The organism is Erwinia tasmaniensis Et1/99 (genome assembly GCF_000026185.1).
Lineage (GTDB): Bacteria > Pseudomonadota > Gammaproteobacteria > Enterobacterales > Enterobacteriaceae > Erwinia > Erwinia tasmaniensis.
Genome location: NC_010694.1, coordinates 59,069 through 76,685, shown reverse-complemented (window position 1 = coordinate 76,685; position 17,617 = coordinate 59,069). Strand labels below are relative to the sequence as shown.

Below are 17,617 nucleotides of genomic sequence, written 5' to 3'. Positions count from 1 at the left end.
ATTTTTTTAAATTAAATTTTCCGCATTGGATAACAATAATTCCATTTTTTAGCGCTTTTTATGGTTGCTTATAGTTCCTTTACATTCAGTTGTGGATTCAGTCTGTAGGTTTTGCTCCGCCCGATCTTGGGTCCTTCAAGATGATACTGAAATCAATTAGATTCTTTATAGCTCGGCTGACGTTTGTTTTTTGCATTTTTAATGCATCTGCGATATCCATTTGCGCCACCTGAATGTAGTTATCGTAATCCAGATCAGCCAACAGGGCCATCAATACACGCATTTGGTCGTGATTTAGTTCGTTTGCGATCGTCAATAATGCCGCCTGGTTCATCGTGAAGTGCCTCTGGAATGATGTTTTTTTCTTGGGCCGAATCACCGCTACTGAATCGCCACGGATAATCTAGACACTTTGGAGCCGTTAATAATACTGGTTTTCATATTCAGCCGGTGGCATCTGATTACTTGAACCATGCCGACGCCTACAGTTATAAAACATTTCGATATAATCAAAAACATCGCTGCGGGCTTCTTCCCGCGTTCCGTAGATCTTTTTCTTTATCCGTTCGCGCTTCAGTAGCTGGAAAAAGCTTTCCGCAACCGCGTTGTCGTGGCAGTTACCGCGACGACTCATGCTGCCTTCCAGACCGTGTGATTTCAGGAACGACTGCCACTCATGGCTTGTGTACTAACTGCCCTGATCAGAGTGAACCAGTACCTGTTTATGAGGATTACGCCGCCATACCGCCATCAGTAATGCGTTCAGGACAATATCTTTTGTCATCCGGGGTTGCATTGACCAGCCGATAACTTTTCGTGAGAACAGATCAACCACCACGGCCAGATACAGCCAGCCTTCATGGGTCCGGATGTAGGTTATGTCCGTCACCCAACGCGCATCCGGTGCGTCCGGATTGAACTGCCGCTGGAGCCTGTTGGGTGCCACGATGCTGGCCTCACCTTTGCGTGACCGTGGGCTCCAGTACCCGACCTGAGCCTTTATTCCGGCACGCCTCATCAGCGGCCAGACCCGGTTCACTCCGCACTGTAGCCCGGCATCACGCAGATCAAAATGGATCTTGCGATAACCATAGACACAGCCTGACTCAAGCCAGATCTGTTTGATCTGCCCGGTCAGCATCTGGTCTGCCTGGTGACGTTGTGAATGTGGCTCAATTCCACCCGGATGAACATCCAGAACCCGGCAGAGCAGACGAACAGGCCAGCAATGGCTGTTGCCACGGATAAAGGCGTACCTCAGTCGGACAGTTTTGCGAAGTACGCCGCGGTTTTTTTTAGTATGTCTCTCTCGTCGGTAACCCGCTTCAGTTCTTTCTGAAGTCACCGGATCTCAGACTGGGCATCGGACTGCGTTTTAGTGGCTGATGAATCAGGGCCATACTTTTTTACCCAGGCATAGAGGCTGTGCGTGGTGATATCAAAACGGGTGGCGACGCTTGCGATGGAATGGTCGCGATCAACAACCTGTTTGACCGCTTCAATTTTGAACTCTTCGGGATAACGTTTACCGCTCATGGACACCTCAGAGTCATCTTAAATGACTCTGAGGTGTCTGTTAAATCCGTGGCTATTCACTAACGTCTGCTACCCAGATCGCTGTCTCCGGGTAGCCCGTTAATCATTCTTGTTAGCTCTTCACAGCGGATAATTTTTCCCGATGACACAGTAAAGCGGGCAAAAACTTCAAACTCACTCTTTTCACCCTGTTTTTTTTCCACATTCACAGAGTGGTGAGTGAACACCGTATCATTTTCAGCCACGATACTTTTAAGAGAAATGCTCATCCGTTTTGTGTACAGCTTAAGGGTCTCCATATGCCTGATAAACCCATTATAATCCAGTAGCTTACCATCAACGCGCTGTTGGTAATCAGCAGAAAAAAATACGGCAATTTTACTCTCTTCATGCAACGGATCGGTGATGAGCGTTTTTAGTGCCGCAATGACCGTCTGCTTAATGTTTTGCATTTTGACTCTCCTTTCTGTGTGATAAAAGGAAGCCTACTTCAGTATCTGATTGGTATATTAACGGCATCAGGACAATATATACGGCTAATCGGCCATACAGATGAAAGCATCCAGATGAAAGCATCGCAGATAGAATATGACGCCGCGCATTCCACAGAATGGCATAAGCACGGAACAGGCCAGTTATTCTGGCTCAGCCGGGGACTTATGATCATTGAAACGGAGTTAACGCAATGGGTTGTTACTCCAGGGGCGGTGGGGTGGTTTCCGGCGGATCTGTACCACAGAGCCCGGAGTGCGGGGCCCGTAAGAGGCAAATGTCTGTACCTCAAACCCGCATCCAATATGCCTTTTCCCCTCTGTTCTGGGGTCTACGGAGTGGATGCTTTTATTCTGGCACTCCTTGAGCGGCTATGCCTGAACGGCTCTGCCGATTGCAGAGATGAACTTCTGAAAATATTAACCTGTGAACTGAATCAGCTCGCTGCACTTCCCCTTCAGCTGACGCTGCCAGAAGATCGTCGGGCGAGAAACGTTGCCGATGAACTATTAAAAAACCCCGGATGTGTACTGAATCAGACGCAGCTCGCCCATAAATGGGGTATCAGCGTACGAAATCTTAGCCGTTTATTTCATCAGGAAACCGGGCTTACTTTTAGCCGATGGCGCCAACAGGCAAAAGTCCTCTCCTCACTTCAATGGGTTTTCACCGGATTATCCGTAAACGAAGTGGCATATCTGAGCGGCTATAGCAACGTCAGTTCTTACATTGAGGTATTCCGGGAACGTTTTGGGAAAACACCGGGACAGTTTAAGGAGAATGACAAATCGGCAGCGATTCCAATAGCGGGTAGCGGTGTTTGAAATTCATATTGGACACTGGCTTCCCCCCTCTTTTATGGAAAGTTGAAAGCGGCGCGGAAAGACGATGCGCCGAAAATTATTATATTAAATTCTGTTTGGTCAGGTAGTGCCTCTGGATCCCTTCCTCCGGAAAATCAGGCAAGCTCATCTGAAGCTGATAGCCCTGTTTCACGTAAAATGGCAGCGCCTGAAAGCTGAAAGTATCAACCAGAGCATGCCTGCATCCCGTGCGTTTTCCTTCCTGCTCTGCCGCTTTCATAAGCATACTTCCCAGACCGGAACCTCTGGCTTCTTCGCTGATCCATAAGTAATCGATGCGGACCCACAGTCCCTCCCTTGATGCAAGCAGACCGCCTACCATTGCGCCTGATGTGTTACGGCTGTAAACGCCGAACTGTCCCCATAAACGCGTATCAATAAACTGGCTGTTGTAACCATCCAGTCCGCAAAAAAGCTCTTCTCTGTCGGAATCGGTGATGTTCGCACTAATTTCAATTTGCATGTATTCGCTTCCCTTTTTATTTTAACCAAATTTATCAATAGGTTATTTCGTATAAATAATAGTATCGGTTTGCCTGCTGGTTTTTTTTGTTGTGTAGGTAATGAGAGGGAACCTTGACGTTTTTTCATACTGCTGAAGTCACAGCATTTTAAATAACCCAGCTTTAGTTCCACAACCTTTTAAAATGTCCGGTTTCTTAGCCATAAGCCGTTATCCTTGCAGTGTCAGATTAGTCGGGTATTCATCCAGACAGATTTCCGTTATTTACCGTGCTTCACTCAGTATTCTGGGCAGGTAAAATCCAATATTTACTCCGATACGGTCGGTTAAACCGTTACCGCGTTGTGTCCTGTCTGCGCTCAAAACTGCTACCTTCTCTAGCCCCAAAAGGCATTAACGCACTTTCTCAATAAACAAATTCAATATCAAATAACGATTTGCTCACTATGCAAACAGCAGAAACCAATACATCCCGCCGCACGACGTGATTTTTTTTGCGTATAAGCAGCCCCGTACGGGACATCCCCCCCCCCCAGAGTGCAGGCTTCAACCCGCTTCGCTCGGTCAATGAGCTTCCTGCTACTGGCCAGCCGTCTTCCCTGCTGGCCGTCAGGCGCCGTTTTTATCATAGGCACCGGACCCGTCACAGGGTAAACTATCCCCTTACTTTATTAAGGCTTTAAACAAGGACCCCCCATGCAAACTTTACCTCCCTGCCCGAAATGCCATTCCGAATACAGCTGGCAGGATGGCGACATGCTCAACTGCCCGGAATGTGGCCATGTCTGGGCTGAAGGTGCTGATGCCGCAGCTGAAGATAGCCTGGTAGTGAAAGACGCCAACGGTAATCTGCTGGCAGATGGTGACAGCGTGACGGTGATTAAAGATCTGAAAGTTAAAGGCAGCTCTACACCGCTTAAAATCGGCACCAAGGTCAAAAGCATTCGTCTGGTAGAAGGCGACCACAATATCGATTGCAAAATCGACGGCTTTGGCCCGATGAAGCTAAAATCTGAATTTGTGAAAAAAAACTGATTCCCTCCAGTAGCCAGCGTGCTACTGGTATCCCACTCTTATCTCTCGCCTTGCTTTCCATGAGCATTTGCCCTACCGACCATAGCTGCTAGTATCACAAAACATGTGCATTGTGTTTTAGGGGCGTGCGGCGCTCAACGGACCGACTCAACAACCGGAGGATGAGTGAATAAGACGTTAGGTGTGTTCTTCCCGCTTTATACCACTACGCTGTTAATGCTGCTCGGGTCCGGGTTGCTAACCACCTATGTTTCCCTGCGTCTGACATCAGCTCACGTGTCAGGGGCTTTGATCGGCGCAATTATTGCCGCAAACTATATCGGCCTGGTGATTGGCGGAAAAGTCGGCCACTTTCTGATTGCGCGCGTTGGCCATATTCGTGCCTATGTTTCCTGTGCAGGGATAATCACCGCCGCCGTTCTGGGGCACGGGTTGACCGGATATATACCCGCGTGGATTGGGCTACGGCTTATCATCGGCATGTGTATGATGTGCCAGTACATGGTGCTGGAGAGCTGGCTGAACGATCAATCTGAGTCTGAACAGCGCGGGAAAGTGTTTGGCTGTTATATGGTCGCCACCTATCTCGGGATGTCGCTGGGGCAGGTTGTGCTCATGCTACAAACCGATCTCGGCCTCAGCACGCTGCTCCTAATTGCGCTCTGTTTTGCTCTATGTCTGGTGCCTATCGCACTCACCACTCGTACCCATGCACGCCAGCTTTCACCGGCGCCGATGGAGTTACGCTACTTTATTGGAGCTATCCCGAAAGTTCTGGCGACCACATTGGCTATCGGCATGGCGGTTGGCTCCTTCTATGGACTGGCACCGGTCTATGCCAGTCAGCAGGCGCTAACCACCGGGCAAACCGGCCTGTTTATGGCTATCGCCATTTTCGCCGGGCTGGTTGCCCAGTTTCCCCTAAGCTGGCTGTCCGACCGTTACAATCGAACTCGCCTGCTGCGCCTGAATGCGGTCATGCTGGCCGTTGCCGCCCTTCCGCTGGCGCTACTGACACAGCTTGGCTTCACACTGTTACTAGCCCTCGGATTTATCGTCAGCATGTTGCTGTTCTCGCTCTACCCGCTGGCCGTTGCGCTGGCCAATGACCTGATTGAACCTGAACGACGCGTTTCGCTGGCAGCCTGTCTACTGATGGCATTCGGCGTAGGTGCCAGTATTGGCCCACTGGTAGTTGGGTTGCTGCTTGAGCCTCTCGGAGGAAATACGCTGTATGCGTTCTTTGCCCTGTGCGGCCTGCTGATTGTTGCTCTGAGCCGGGCGGTTAAAAAAGACGAGGCCCAGTTTGTCGAGGATGCTCCGGTTCCTCATATCGCGATGCCAGACAGCCTGATGAGTTCGCCACTTTCTCCGGCACTTAACCCGGCGTTTGATGAGCAGATGATTGAGGAAACCATGCCGTCATTTGATACCGAGCCTGTTGCTGAAGAAGAAGAAGCCGCGATCCTGCAAGGTGCGGATCCCGACGAGGAAACCGGCCTTAAAAAGGCATGGGAGAAACTGTAACGTTGGTGCCGTTTCCGATCGGTTGTTTATGCTAAGTGCTAAAATCATGCCCCCAATGTATGGCATGATTTTAGCGCCGCAATGGACATCTCGCGTTAATCCGGGAACAGGCAGTACTGCCAAAACCGGACTTAACACGTAAAATATATGATTATAATCAGGATATTAGCTACAGAACGACATTGATCACATTGATAAATATGGATTGCAGAATCGGACAAGAGATATCGTAGACGTTTTTTGAATCTACTCTTTTATTAACTTTAATATGACTTTATCTCAGTGAGATTTTTTTAATGGTTTGAGTATTCAAGTAAACTGAAGGGTTGTTCATAATTTAGCGGATTCATATTAAGCCTTGCGCATATGCGTAACGTATTAGTTCGACGTTAGAAGAGACGCCAAGACGCCGCATAGCGTTATACTTCTGGGTGGAAATGGTACTAATTGTTCTATTCTGACGCCGTGCTATCTCTGAGAGCGTGTATCCGGTTGAAAACAACCTAATCACTTCCAACTCTTTAGGGGTAAGGCTATTTCCTTTTTCGCCACTCTTTGACAAATAACTCTTAATGTCGATCAGCGAGGATGAAAAATAATAATCATTTTGACTCATCACATGATGGCATGCAATGACCGTATCCTCCACCGGATCTGACTTACTCACGATAGCCTTAACCCCGTAGTCGCATGTTTTACTGAGTATTGCTATATTTTTTTGTGACGTTAGCAAGACGATCCTGACCAGCGGGAAACGGCCGCTTAAGGCACGTATTTTAGCAAAACCATCAATTGCTGAATGTTTAGAGCTTAAAGAGAAATCAGTGATAACGATATCCGTTTGTTCCGACGCAAGAACAGCCAATAAATCTTTACCGCATACTGTTGCGGTGGCAAGGGTAAACCGATCGTTTTTTGAAAAAAGCATTTTCAGTGAATGAATTATATGTGGATGGTCATCAGAAACCGCCACCGTGAATCTGCTATACATACAACCTCCATATGCTTCATCATGACTAGCCTGAAGAAATAAATAATGAGTTAAATATACTAATTCCGTCCCGCATCGGATGGCAAGCGGTTTGCAATAAATATAAAAACCAGAATGGAAACAGGTGAAATATAATTAACGGAAGAAACAATCAGAATAAACCATGATAATTCCAGTTATATTATAAAACTTGATAGAATTTTTAACATACATTCAGATTATCTAATCAGAATGGCAATCCGGGAATATTAGCCGCTCGACGCCGATACTCTGTCGCAACTTTATCGCATCGTATCATTCGAATACGGCCAAGTGACCAGGCCACTCTCCAGCCCCCTCTACCGAAGGCATGTTTTTCTACCAGAGGATGCGCGTCTGGAACATTTATTCAACCATCACAAAATTTCGGTCGCCGTTCCTGGCGGAACACCTTAGGATTGCAGCCTGATTTTATGGAGTTAGCTATGTTACTCACTGTCCTTTACATCATTGGCATCACGGCGGAAGCCATGACCGGAGCACTAGCCGCAGGACGTCGTAAGATGGACATGTTTGGCGTGATCATCATTGCTTCCGTCACTGCAATCGGCGGAGGCTCGGTGCGCGATATGCTGCTGGGGCATTACCCACTAGGTTGGGTCAAACACCCTGAATACATCATGATTGTTGCCGCTGCCGCCGTTGTTACCACGTTAGTCGCGCCTCTGATGCCACATCTACGCAAGGTATTTCTGGTGCTGGACGCATTGGGGCTGGCGGTATTTTCCATTATTGGCGCACAGGTTGCGCTGGATATGGGGCATGCTGGTATTATTGCCGCGATCAGCGCCGTGGTTACCGGGGTGTTTGGCGGCGTACTGCGCGATATGTTTTGTAATCAAATCCCACTGGTTTTTCAGAAAGAAATATACGCGGGTATCGCTTTCGCCTCTGGCTGGGTTTACATACTGCTGCTGAAAACCTCTCTTTCACTGGAAACGGTGATCGTTATTACGCTGCTGACTGGATTCATCGCTCGACTACTGGCCTTGCGCTTTAAACTGGGCTTACCTGTGTTTAACTACCCGCATAACGATCATTAATTATCTCCCGGCACAGGAGTAATCAAAGGTGGTTCTAATCCTTCGATAAGCTGGCGTACCTCGCGCTGCTGGAGAAAAGAGACGATTTTCCCAGCCAGTTTACGTCCGACGCCGGGCAGCTGCTGCCACTCCTGGAGACGACGTGACACCAGCGGTTGCCAATTATCATCTGTCAGCGTATTCAATGCCTTTTCTGGTATTGGCACCCCCAACGCTTTAACCCAGCGCTTAAAGGGAAGTTGGCGGCTTAGCTTGAACTGTTGCCAGAATAGTTGTGCCCTTTGCTCTCCGATGCCCGGCACGGCTTCTAGCTGTTCTTTCGTCAGGGCCAGCCACGAGAATATGTGCACCATGCTGCCCGACTGAATCAACTGCTGCCAGGTTTGGCGACCCGTGCCGACCAGGTTTAATACCGATTTGCCGCCCAACCATTCCAGCCTGGCCAGAAACTGCTGACGGCATTGCGGCGTAAGGTGAAAGCAGCTCACGCTATTAAATTGTGCGGCATCAGGCTGGGGGGGATAAGCCCGCTCTGCTACCCGCCAGAGAACCTTGTCCAGACGGGGAGCGCCCAGGCCGGCCAGGCTGATACTCACCTGATCCCCTGCTATCACATCGGTTTGTTTCCAATTTTCGATCGAACCCACGCTGACTCGGCTGATACGTTTATCCCCAAGCTGCACGGGCAGCAGATTCAAGACAACGTTGACTCGGCCGGTACGGCCAATAGCAAACTCAACCGATCGGACTTCGGCGGTCGCTTCCGGCGGAGCGTATTTCCATGCAATGACCCATTCGCCGAATTCAGGAAGCCAGTCGCTACCGCGCCGCGTCGGAATGCTGTGTACGACAATGCCATCAGTGACAAACGGTAAGGGTTGGTGAAACCAGCGTTCCCGCCAGCTCTCTACCTCATCCACATTATCTACCCGGTGGGTCCAGGCACTGATGTCAGGGAACCCCAGGCTACGGGTCTCCGTCAGGCGCTGGGCCAGAGAAGTCGGCCCATCCGGCCATTCCCAGACGAAGAACCCAATCTGTTGCAGTAGTGGTGCGGGCGCTTTCGCCATCAGCGCCCCCGCAACGGCAGATCGCGCATTTTTTCCCCCATTGATGGCCTGTCGATGATCGGTCATCTTGAGGTAGAGCTCTCCCTGGAAAACCTGCACCCGCATGGAATGAGGAATGAATTTTGGAATATCGGGGATCAGCCGTGCTTTTTCCGTCCAGTCCTCCCCTCTGACGCCATCTCCCCGGCTGATCATCTGCTCCAGTTGACCATCACGATAGAGTAACGAGACCGCTACGCCGTCTATTTTTGGCTGAACCCACAGCCCGCTTCGCCTTGCCATCCAGCGCGTCAGCGCCGTTTTATCGGGAAGCTTTTTGACTCTCATGTGGGAAACAGGATGCAAAACTTTACCGTCGGTTTTAAGCAAAGGCTTCCGTAAATCGCTGGCAGGAGAAAAACATCGTTGCCACTGCCGCAGTTTGCCGTGCAGGGTATCGTATTGCTCATCGGGTATCGGAGACTCCCCACGTCGATAATAGGCGTCGTCCCACTTTTCTAACTGCGCCTGCAATGCGCTGATTTCCGCATCAGCACGCGAAGCAGACCAAACCGGGCACTGCGCCTGTATTGCGCTACTGAACAGCCAGGCGGCCAAAATGGCATATTTCATTGCGGCTTCTCCTGCATATATTCATGATGATGTCAGGCAGTAAAGCGCAGTAGAAAGAACGGTGCGAGGGACAAAAGTGCATGACTGAAAGCGGCTCCAGCCTTTTTTATGCAAACATCATCCGGCACAAAAATATTTGCGTAGCGTGACTCAGTGACAGATAAATAACGCCGGGGAAGACCCTAAACGCTGCATCACGGGCCGCATCTGTGTATACTGTGCAGGAAGTAGACTCCGCTTTATTGGCATATCAAGAATAATCATGGCTCAAGGCACACTTTTTATTGTTTCCGCCCCCAGCGGCGCGGGTAAATCCAGCCTGATTCAGGCGCTGTTAAAAACGCAGCCGCTGTACGATACGCAGGTATCTGTTTCGCATACCACGCGTGGCATCAGGCCGGGTGAAGTACACGGTGAACACTATTACTTCGTCAACCACGACGAGTTCCGCGGTATGATTAGCGAGGATGCCTTTCTCGAACATGCCGAAGTGTTTGGCAATTATTACGGCACTTCACGTAAAAGCATTGAGCAAGTTTTAGCAACCGGTGTTGATGTTTTTCTTGATATAGACTGGCAGGGCGCGAAACAAATCCGAGAAAAAATGCCGACAGCACGCAGTATTTTCGTGCTGCCGCCGTCGAAAGACGAACTGGACCGTCGCCTGCGTGGCCGCGGCCAGGACAGCGAAGAAGTTATCACCAAACGTATGACTCAGGCCGTTGCTGAAATGAGCCATTACGCAGAGTATGATTACCTGATTGTGAACGATGATTTCGACCTGGCGCTGTCAGACCTGAAAAACATCATTCGCGCTGAGCGTCTGCGTATGGGCCGTCAAAAAGCCCGCCATGATGCTTTAATCAGCAAACTATTGGCAGATTGAGGACAACTCAGTATGATGCCCAGTCTTTTCGTCACCTCCCGTGGAGTATCACACTTATGGCACGCGTAACCGTACAGGACGCAGTAGAAAAAATTGGTAACCGTTTTGACCTGGTTCTGGTAGCAGCTCGTCGCGCACGTCAGATGCAGGTTGGTGGTAAAGATCCACTGGTTCCTGAAGAAAACGATAAATCTACCGTTATTGCGCTGCGTGAAATCGAAGAAGGTCTGATTACTAATCAGATCCTCGACGTGCGCGATCGCCAGGAACAGCATGAGCAGGAAGCCGCAGAATTGCAGGCTGTTACCGCTATCGCTGAAGGCCGACGTTAATTCTCTGTGAAGGTCTGCCTTGTACCTGTTTGAAAGTCTCAATCAACTGATTGAAAAATACTTGCCTGAGGAGCAGATAAAGCGCCTCAAGCAAGCTTATCTTGTCGCACGTGATGCTCACGAGGGACAGACACGCTCCAGCGGTGAGCCCTATATCACCCATCCGGTTGCCGTAGCATGTATCCTCGCGGAGATGAAGCTCGACCATGAAACGCTCATGGCTGCGCTGCTGCACGATGTTATCGAAGACACCCCCGCCACCTATCAGGATATGGAACAGCTGTTCGGACAGACCGTTGCTGAACTGGTAGAAGGGGTTTCTAAACTCGATAAGCTGAAGTTCCGCGATAAAAAAGAAGCCCAGGCAGAAAACTTCCGCAAGATGATTATGGCGATGGTGCAAGATATCCGCGTCATTCTGATCAAGCTGGCCGACCGAACGCACAATATGCGTACCCTCGGCGCACTGCGTCCGGATAAAAAACGTCGTATCGCGTTGGAAACGCTGGAAATTTACAGCCCTCTGGCACATCGACTGGGCATTCATCACCTAAAAACCGAGCTGGAAGAGTTGGGCTTTGAAGCCCTTTATCCGAACCGCTATCGTGTGATTAAAGAAGTGGTGAAAGCCGCCCGTGGCAACCGTAAAGAGATGATTCAAAAAATCCTTTCGGAAATCGACGGTCGCCTTGAAGAAGCCGGTATTGGCTGCCGCGTCAGCGGCCGTGAGAAACATCTCTACTCCATCTACTGCAAAATGCACCTGAAAGAGCAGCGCTTCCATTCAATTATGGATATTTACGCTTTTCGGGTGATCGTGCGTGATGTGGATACCTGTTACCGCGTTCTCGGCCAGATGCACAACCTGTATAAACCGCGTCCGGGCCGCGTGAAAGATTATATCGCGATCCCTAAAGCCAACGGCTATCAGTCATTGCATACGTCCATGATCGGCCCACACGGCGTGCCGGTAGAGGTCCAGATCCGTACGGAAGATATGGATCAAATGGCAGAAATGGGCGTGGCGGCACACTGGGCTTATAAAGAACAGGGCGAAAGCAGCACCACGGCGCAAATCCGCGCTCAACGCTGGTTGCAGAGCCTGCTGGAATTGCAGCAAAGCGCCGGAAGTTCGTTTGAATTTATCGAAAGCGTCAAATCCGACCTTTTCCCGGATGAAATTTACGTTTTCACGCCTGAAGGGCGCATCGTTGAACTGCCCGCCGGGGCCACACCGGTGGACTTCGCCTACGCGGTTCATACCGACATTGGCCATGCCTGTGTAGGCGCGCGCGTCGACCGACAGCCTTATCCGCTGTCGCAGGCGCTCACCAGCGGCCAGACGGTAGAGATCATTACCGCGCCGGGAGCCCGCCCGAACGCAGCATGGCTGAACTTTGTCGTCAGTTCCAAAGCGCGAGCCAAAATCCGTCAGCTATTAAAAAACCTCAAGCGTGATGATTCCGTTAGTCTCGGCCGACGCCTGCTCAACCATGCGCTTGGCGGCAGCCGCAAGCTGGCAGAGATCCCGGCAGCCAATGTGCAGCACGAGCTTGAGCGTATGAAGCTGGCATCGCTTGACGATCTGTTAGCTGAAATCGGCCTGGGCAATGCCATGAGCGTGGTGGTGGCAAAAAATCTGCAGCAGAATGAGCCAAACGTTCCGCCAGTCGGCCCTGCCAGCCCCGGTAAGTCGCGCAGTAAGCTGCCCATTAAGGGCGCAGACGGAGTACTGATCACCTTTGCCAAATGCTGCCGCCCGATCCCCGGCGACCCGATTGTCGCGCACGTCAGTCCGGGTAAAGGCCTGGTGGTGCACCACGAATCCTGCCGTAACATCCGTGGCTATCAGAAAGAGCCGGAAAAATATATGGCGGTCGAGTGGGATAAGGTAACGGAACAGGAGTTTGTTGCCGAAATCAAGGTCGATATGTTTAATCATCAGGGCGCGCTGGCCAATCTGACGGCGGCGATTAACACCGCAGCTTCTAATATTCAGAGCCTGAATACTGAAGAAAAAGATGGCCGTGTTTACAGCGCATTTATCCGTCTGACCGCACGCGATCGCGTCCATCTGGCTAATATCATGCGTAAAATCCGTGTGATGCCGGATGTGATAAAAGTGCACCGCAACCGCAATTAAGGAATGAGACAGGGCTATCCCTGTCTCAGCCCTCCCCCCGATAACCGGTTGCTCGGTCGCTGGCGTTTTTACTTATTTTAGGGAGTCCGTTTTCGCATGAACGCTCAACGTTATGCCCGTATCCGCGCCATGCTTGCCGCACGCCAGCACGATTTAACGGTCTGTATGGAGCAGGTACACAAGCCTCATAACGTTTCTGCGGTGATCCGTACCGCCGATGCCATCGGAGTGCATGAAGTTCACGCCGTCTGGCCGGGTAGCCGCATGCGCACGATGGTCTCTTCTGCCGCCGGGAGTAACAGCTGGGTTCAGGTTAAAACCCATCGTTCAATTGCCGACGCGGTCTCCTGTCTTAAAGGCCAGAATATGCAGATTCTGGCAACCCATCTTTCTGAGAAAGCGGTCGATTTCCGCGAAGTCGATTACACCCGCCCAACCTGTATTCTGATGGGGCAGGAAAAAACCGGCATTACCCAGGAAGCGCTAGAGTTGGCCGATCGTGACATCATTATTCCGATGATCGGCATGGTGCAATCACTGAACGTTTCCGTAGCCTCTGCCCTCATCCTGTATGAGGCCCAGCGCCAGCGGCAAAATGCCGGTATGTACCTGCGTGAAGAAAGCTCGCTGGAATACAGCGAGCAGCAGCGACTGTTATTTGAAGGCGGCTATCCGGTGCTGGCTCGCGTAGCGAAACACAAAGGGCTGCCCTATCCTGAAATTAACGATCGCGGTGAGGTGGTTGCCGCCCCCGAATGGTGGGCAGCCATGCAGTCGAAGGCGCGTAAATAATGCAGGGCCGCCTGCTGGACGCCGTGCCGCTTAATACCCTGACCGGTGTTGGAGCCAGCCAGGCGGCGAAACTGGCCAGGCTTGGTCTGGTCACGGTACAAGATCTGCTGCTGCATCTGCCCATGCGCTACGAAGATCGTACCCAGCTTTACGCGATCAACGACCTGCTTCCGGGGATTTACGCCACGGTTGAGGGGGAAGTGCTGCACAGCGATATCTCATTCGGCCGCCGTCGTATGCTGACCTGTCAGATTGGCGATGGCACCGGCACGCTGACGCTGCGTTTTTTTAACTTCAATGCCGGAATGAAAAATAGCCTGGCCGTGGGCCGCAAGGTTACCGCTTACGGGGAGATTAAACGTGGGCAGCGCGGAGCCGAGATCATTCATCCTGAGTATAAGGTTCAGGGTGAACACAGCGTCACCGAGTTGCAGGAAACGCTGACGCCGGTCTATTCAACCACTGAAGGCGTGCGCCAGGCAACGTTACGTAATCTGACCGAGCAGGCATTAAGCCTGCTGGATACCAGCGCGATTGCCGAACTGCTGCCGCCGGAATTAAGCCGGGGCTTGATCAGCCTGTCGGATGCCCTGCGCACCCTGCATCGCCCGCCGCCGGATATGGCACTGGCCGATCTCGACAGCGGAACGCACCCGGCGCAGCGCCGTCTGATTATGGAAGAATTGCTGGCGCATAACCTCAGCATGCTGGCGGTGCGTGCCGGCGCCCAGCGCTATCACGCGTTGCCGATGTCGCCCCGCCATCAGTTAAGCGATCGGCTGCTTGCCGCGTTGCCTTTCCGCCCTACTTCTGCCCAGCAGAGGGTGGTACGTGAGATAGAAGAGGATCTGGCCCACGATTATCCGATGATGCGCCTGGTGCAGGGCGACGTCGGTTCGGGTAAAACGCTGGTGGCGGCGCTGACGGCGTTAAACGTCATTGCCTGGGGCAAGCAGGTCGCACTGATGGCTCCGACCGAACTGCTGGCCGAGCAGCATGCCAATAATTTCCGTCAGTGGTTTGCGCCGCTAGGGCTGGAAGTCGGCTGGCTGGCAGGGAAGCAGAAGGGTAAGGCACGCCAGGCGCAGCAGGAGGCCATTGCCAGCGGCCAGGTCTCAATGATTGTCGGCACCCACGCTATTTTCCAGGAGCAGGTGCAGTTTAATGGCCTGGCGCTGGTGATCATCGATGAGCAGCACCGCTTTGGCGTCCACCAGCGTCTGGCGCTATGGGAAAAAGGCGAAGAACAGGGATTTCACCCTCATCAGCTGATTATGACCGCCACGCCGATCCCACGAACGCTGGCAATGACGGCCTACGCCGATCTTGATACGTCCACCATCGACGAGCTGCCGCCGGGCCGTACCCCGGTGACCACGGTGGCTATTCCCGATACGCGGCGCGCGGATATCATTACCCGTGTGAAAGACGCCTGCGGCAGTGAAGGCCGCCAGGCGTACTGGGTGTGTACGCTGATTGAAGAGTCCGAACTGCTGGAAGCACAGGCGGCCCAAGCCACCTGGGAGGAGCTTAAGCTGGCGTTGCCGGAACTGACTATCGGCCTGGTGCACGGCCGCATGAAGCCAGCAGAAAAGCAGGCGGTGATGCAGGCCTTTAAGCAGGGCGAAATCCACCTGCTGATCGCGACCACGGTCATTGAGGTCGGGGTTGATGTGCCCAACGCCAGCCTGATGATTATCGAGAACCCCGAGCGCCTCGGGCTGGCACAGCTGCATCAGCTGCGCGGGCGCGTGGGGCGTGGGGCGGTGGCCTCCCACTGCGTGCTGCTGTACAAGTCCCCATTGAGCAAAACCGCGCAGAAGCGCCTACAGGTGCTGCGCGACAGTAACGATGGTTTCGTGATAGCCCAGTGTGACCTGGAGATCCGCGGCCCCGGTGAACTGCTGGGCACGCGTCAGACCGGCAATGCCGAATTCCGCGTAGCCGACCTGCTGCGCGACCAGGCGCTGATCCCGGAAGTTCAGCGCGTAGCGCGTCATATCCACCAGCATTATCCCGAGCAGGCCGCGGCGCTGATTGAACGCTGGCTGCCGGAAACGGAGCGCTATACCAACGCCTGATGCGCATCATCCCCAATTGCGCCATCAACGTGCCTGCATCCGCCGGATGTGCCGCGACTAAGCGTTTTTTGCCTGAGGTTTCCTTCCCCTTTTCCCGCCGTAGATCGCTACAGGCGTCTTGAGCTAGCGCCGATGCTCGCCAGGCATATCCGTAGCTCTGGGCGAGCCAACCAATGGCAAACGATTGCTTTTACGCTAAAGAAGATTAAAATCGCCTCTTTTATTGCCGTGGGGAAGCCTGTTAATGTCCGTTGAAACCCAAGACGCTGCCACAGCAGCGCGCGCTGTTAATGCTGATAAAAGCGAACTGATTTACCGCCTTGAAGATCGCCCGCCGCTGCCACAAACTCTGTTTGCCGCCTGTCAGCATCTGCTGGCGATGTTTGTTGCCGTGATCACCCCCGCGCTGCTGATCTGTCAGGCGCTCGGGTTACCCGCTAAGGATACGCAGCACATCATCAGTATGTCGCTGTTTGCCTCTGGCGTGGCGTCTATCCTGCAAATCAAAACCTGGGGGCCGGTGGGTTCCGGGCTGCTGTCGATTCAGGGCACCAGCTTTAACTTTGTCACCCCGCTGATTATGGGGGGGCTGGCGTTGAAAAATGGCGGCGCGGACGTACCCACCATGATGGCCGCGCTGTTTGGCACCCTGATGCTGGCCTCATGTACCGAGATGGCGCTGTCCCGCGTGCTGCACCTCGCCCGGCGCGTTATTACACCGCTGGTTTCCGGTATTGTGGTGATGATAATCGGCCTGTCGCTAATCCAGGTTGGGCTGACCTCTATCGGCGGCGGTTTTGCCGCGATGAACGATCATACCTTCGGCGCGCCGAAAAACCTGCTGCTGGCCGGTGCGGTGCTGGCGGTGATTATTGTGCTCAACCGCCAGCGTAACCCCTGGCTGCGCGTTGCCTCGCTGGTGATTGCTATGGCGGTGGGTTATTTACTCGCCTGGGCGATGGGAATGCTGCCGGAAAACACTGCCCCCTCCAACGGCGCGCTTATCACTATCCCAACGCCGTTTTATTACGGGCTGGGCATCGACTGGAACCTGTTAATTCCGCTGATGCTGGTGTTTATGGTGACCTCCCTGGAAGCCATTGGCGATATTACCGCCACGTCCGACGTTTCCGAGCAGCCGGTCAGCGGCCCGCTCTATATGAAGCGGCTGAAAGGCGGCGTGCTGGCTAACGGCCTGAACTCCTGTGTTTCGGCGCTGTTCAATACTTTCCCTAACTCCTGTTTTGGTCAGAATAACGGCGTGATCCAGCTTACCGGCGTTGCCAGCCGCTACGTAGGTTTTGTCGTGGCGCTGATGCTGATGGCGCTGGGTCTGTTCCCGGCGGTGAGTGGATTTGTGCAGCATATCCCTGAACCGGTACTCGGCGGAGCAACCATTGTGATGTTCGGCACCATCGCCGCTTCAGGCGTGCGCATCGTTTCGCGTGAGCCGCTGAACCGTCGGGCGATTATGATTATTGCTCTGTCACTGGCGGTGGGTCTGGGCGTGTCCCAGCAGCCTCTGATCTTGCAGTTTGCGCCAGACTGGCTGAAAACGCTGCTCTCCTCCGGCATTGCCGCCGGAGGGATCACCGCCATCGTGCTGAACCTGGTTTTTCCACAGGAAAAATAGCATGTTCCGGGCATAACCGGCGCGCGGGCGGATAATTTCCGCCCGCACGCCGCGTGCAGGTTGAGATACGACGATAATT

General features: G+C 52.5%; 15 protein-coding genes and 1 pseudogene. 10 read left to right on the top strand and 6 right to left on the bottom strand.

The annotated features are described in order from the left end of the window. Positions 1–97: 97 nt before the first annotated feature. The 3 genes and pseudogenes from ETA_RS01265 to ETA_RS01245 form a co-directional block, all read right to left on the bottom strand. Complete coding sequence (locus ETA_RS01265) at positions 98–334, bottom strand: helix-turn-helix domain-containing protein (RefSeq protein WP_231853296.1); 237 nt, start codon at positions 332–334, stop codon at positions 98–100. Between the two features lie 87 nt (positions 335–421). Continuing rightward, a pseudogene (locus ETA_RS19810) lies at positions 422–1,536 on the bottom strand (IS3 family transposase). Between the two features lie 59 nt (positions 1,537–1,595). Then, positions 1,596–1,988 carry a nuclear transport factor 2 family protein gene (locus tag ETA_RS01245; RefSeq protein ID WP_012439829.1) on the bottom strand — a complete coding sequence of 131 codons (393 nt, stop codon included), beginning with the start codon at positions 1,986–1,988 and terminating at the stop codon, positions 1,596–1,598. A gap of 378 nt (positions 1,989–2,366) precedes the next feature. On the opposite strand from ETA_RS01245, the gene ETA_RS20275 reads away from it, so the two are divergent. Then, on the top strand, positions 2,367–2,852 hold the full coding sequence (locus ETA_RS20275; protein WP_231853295.1) for a helix-turn-helix transcriptional regulator: 486 nt from the start codon (positions 2,367–2,369) through the stop codon (positions 2,850–2,852). Positions 2,853–2,931: 79 nt separating this feature from the next. On the opposite strand, the gene ETA_RS01235 is transcribed toward ETA_RS20275, so the two are convergent. Beyond that, on the bottom strand, positions 2,932–3,354 hold the full coding sequence (locus ETA_RS01235; RefSeq protein ID WP_012439827.1) for a GNAT family N-acetyltransferase: 423 nt from the start codon (positions 3,352–3,354) through the stop codon (positions 2,932–2,934). A gap of 696 nt (positions 3,355–4,050) precedes the next feature. Here ETA_RS01235 and ETA_RS01230 point away from each other — a divergent pair. Together ETA_RS01230 and ETA_RS01225 are read left to right on the top strand one after the other, a co-directional pair. Then, positions 4,051–4,389 carry a zinc ribbon domain-containing protein YjdM gene (locus ETA_RS01230; RefSeq protein ID WP_004167784.1) on the top strand — a complete coding sequence of 113 codons (339 nt, stop codon included), beginning with the start codon at positions 4,051–4,053 and terminating at the stop codon, positions 4,387–4,389. Positions 4,390–4,554: 165 nt separating this feature from the next. Next, positions 4,555–5,916 carry an MFS transporter gene (locus tag ETA_RS01225; protein WP_012439826.1) on the top strand — a complete coding sequence of 454 codons (1,362 nt, stop codon included), beginning with the start codon at positions 4,555–4,557 and terminating at the stop codon, positions 5,914–5,916. 346 nt (positions 5,917–6,262) lie between these two features. On the opposite strand, the gene ETA_RS01220 is transcribed toward ETA_RS01225, so the two are convergent. Continuing rightward, positions 6,263–6,907, bottom strand: coding sequence for a response regulator transcription factor (locus tag ETA_RS01220; RefSeq protein ID WP_012439825.1), 645 nt, complete (start codon positions 6,905–6,907; stop codon positions 6,263–6,265). 464 nt (positions 6,908–7,371) lie between these two features. On the opposite strand from ETA_RS01220, the gene ETA_RS01215 reads away from it, so the two are divergent. Next, positions 7,372–7,989 (top strand): trimeric intracellular cation channel family protein, encoded by a 618-nt coding sequence (locus tag ETA_RS01215; protein WP_012439824.1) that lies wholly within the window; start codon positions 7,372–7,374, stop codon positions 7,987–7,989. Here the strand turns inward: ETA_RS01215 and ligB are convergent. After that, positions 7,986–9,671 carry an NAD-dependent DNA ligase LigB gene (gene ligB, locus ETA_RS01210; RefSeq protein WP_012439823.1) on the bottom strand — a complete coding sequence of 562 codons (1,686 nt, stop codon included), beginning with the start codon at positions 9,669–9,671 and terminating at the stop codon, positions 7,986–7,988. The genes ETA_RS01215 and ligB overlap by 4 nt on opposite strands. 262 nt (positions 9,672–9,933) lie before the next feature. Here ligB and gmk point away from each other — a divergent pair, with 262 nt between their 5' ends. The 6 genes from gmk to ETA_RS01180 all read left to right on the top strand — a co-directional run bounded on the left by gmk (position 9,934) and on the right by ETA_RS01180 (position 17,538). Then, entirely contained in the window at positions 9,934–10,557 is a 624-nt protein-coding gene (gene gmk / locus ETA_RS01205) for a guanylate kinase (RefSeq protein ID WP_012439822.1), read from the top strand. Positions 10,558–10,613: 56 nt separating this feature from the next. Beyond that, positions 10,614–10,889 (top strand): DNA-directed RNA polymerase subunit omega, encoded by a 276-nt coding sequence (gene rpoZ, locus ETA_RS01200; RefSeq protein ID WP_004154766.1) that lies wholly within the window; start codon positions 10,614–10,616, stop codon positions 10,887–10,889. A 19-nt stretch (positions 10,890–10,908) separates the two neighbouring features. Next, positions 10,909–13,032 carry a bifunctional GTP diphosphokinase/guanosine-3',5'-bis pyrophosphate 3'-pyrophosphohydrolase gene (gene spoT / locus ETA_RS01195; RefSeq protein WP_012439821.1) on the top strand — a complete coding sequence of 708 codons (2,124 nt, stop codon included), beginning with the start codon at positions 10,909–10,911 and terminating at the stop codon, positions 13,030–13,032. A gap of 96 nt (positions 13,033–13,128) precedes the next feature. Then, on the top strand, positions 13,129–13,824 hold the full coding sequence (trmH, locus tag ETA_RS01190) for a tRNA (guanosine(18)-2'-O)-methyltransferase TrmH (RefSeq protein ID WP_012439820.1): 696 nt from the start codon (positions 13,129–13,131) through the stop codon (positions 13,822–13,824). After that, a complete protein-coding gene (recG, locus tag ETA_RS01185; protein WP_012439819.1) occupies positions 13,824–15,905 on the top strand; it encodes an ATP-dependent DNA helicase RecG in 2,082 nt (693 codons plus the stop codon). Before trmH ends, recG begins: the two co-directional genes overlap by 1 nt. 244 nt (positions 15,906–16,149) lie before the next feature. Then, the gene (locus ETA_RS01180) at positions 16,150–17,538 is read left to right on the top strand and encodes a nucleobase:cation symporter-2 family protein (RefSeq protein ID WP_012439818.1); all 1,389 of its coding nucleotides are present in this window, start codon (positions 16,150–16,152) and stop codon (positions 17,536–17,538) included. Positions 17,539–17,617: the final 79 nt, after the last annotated feature.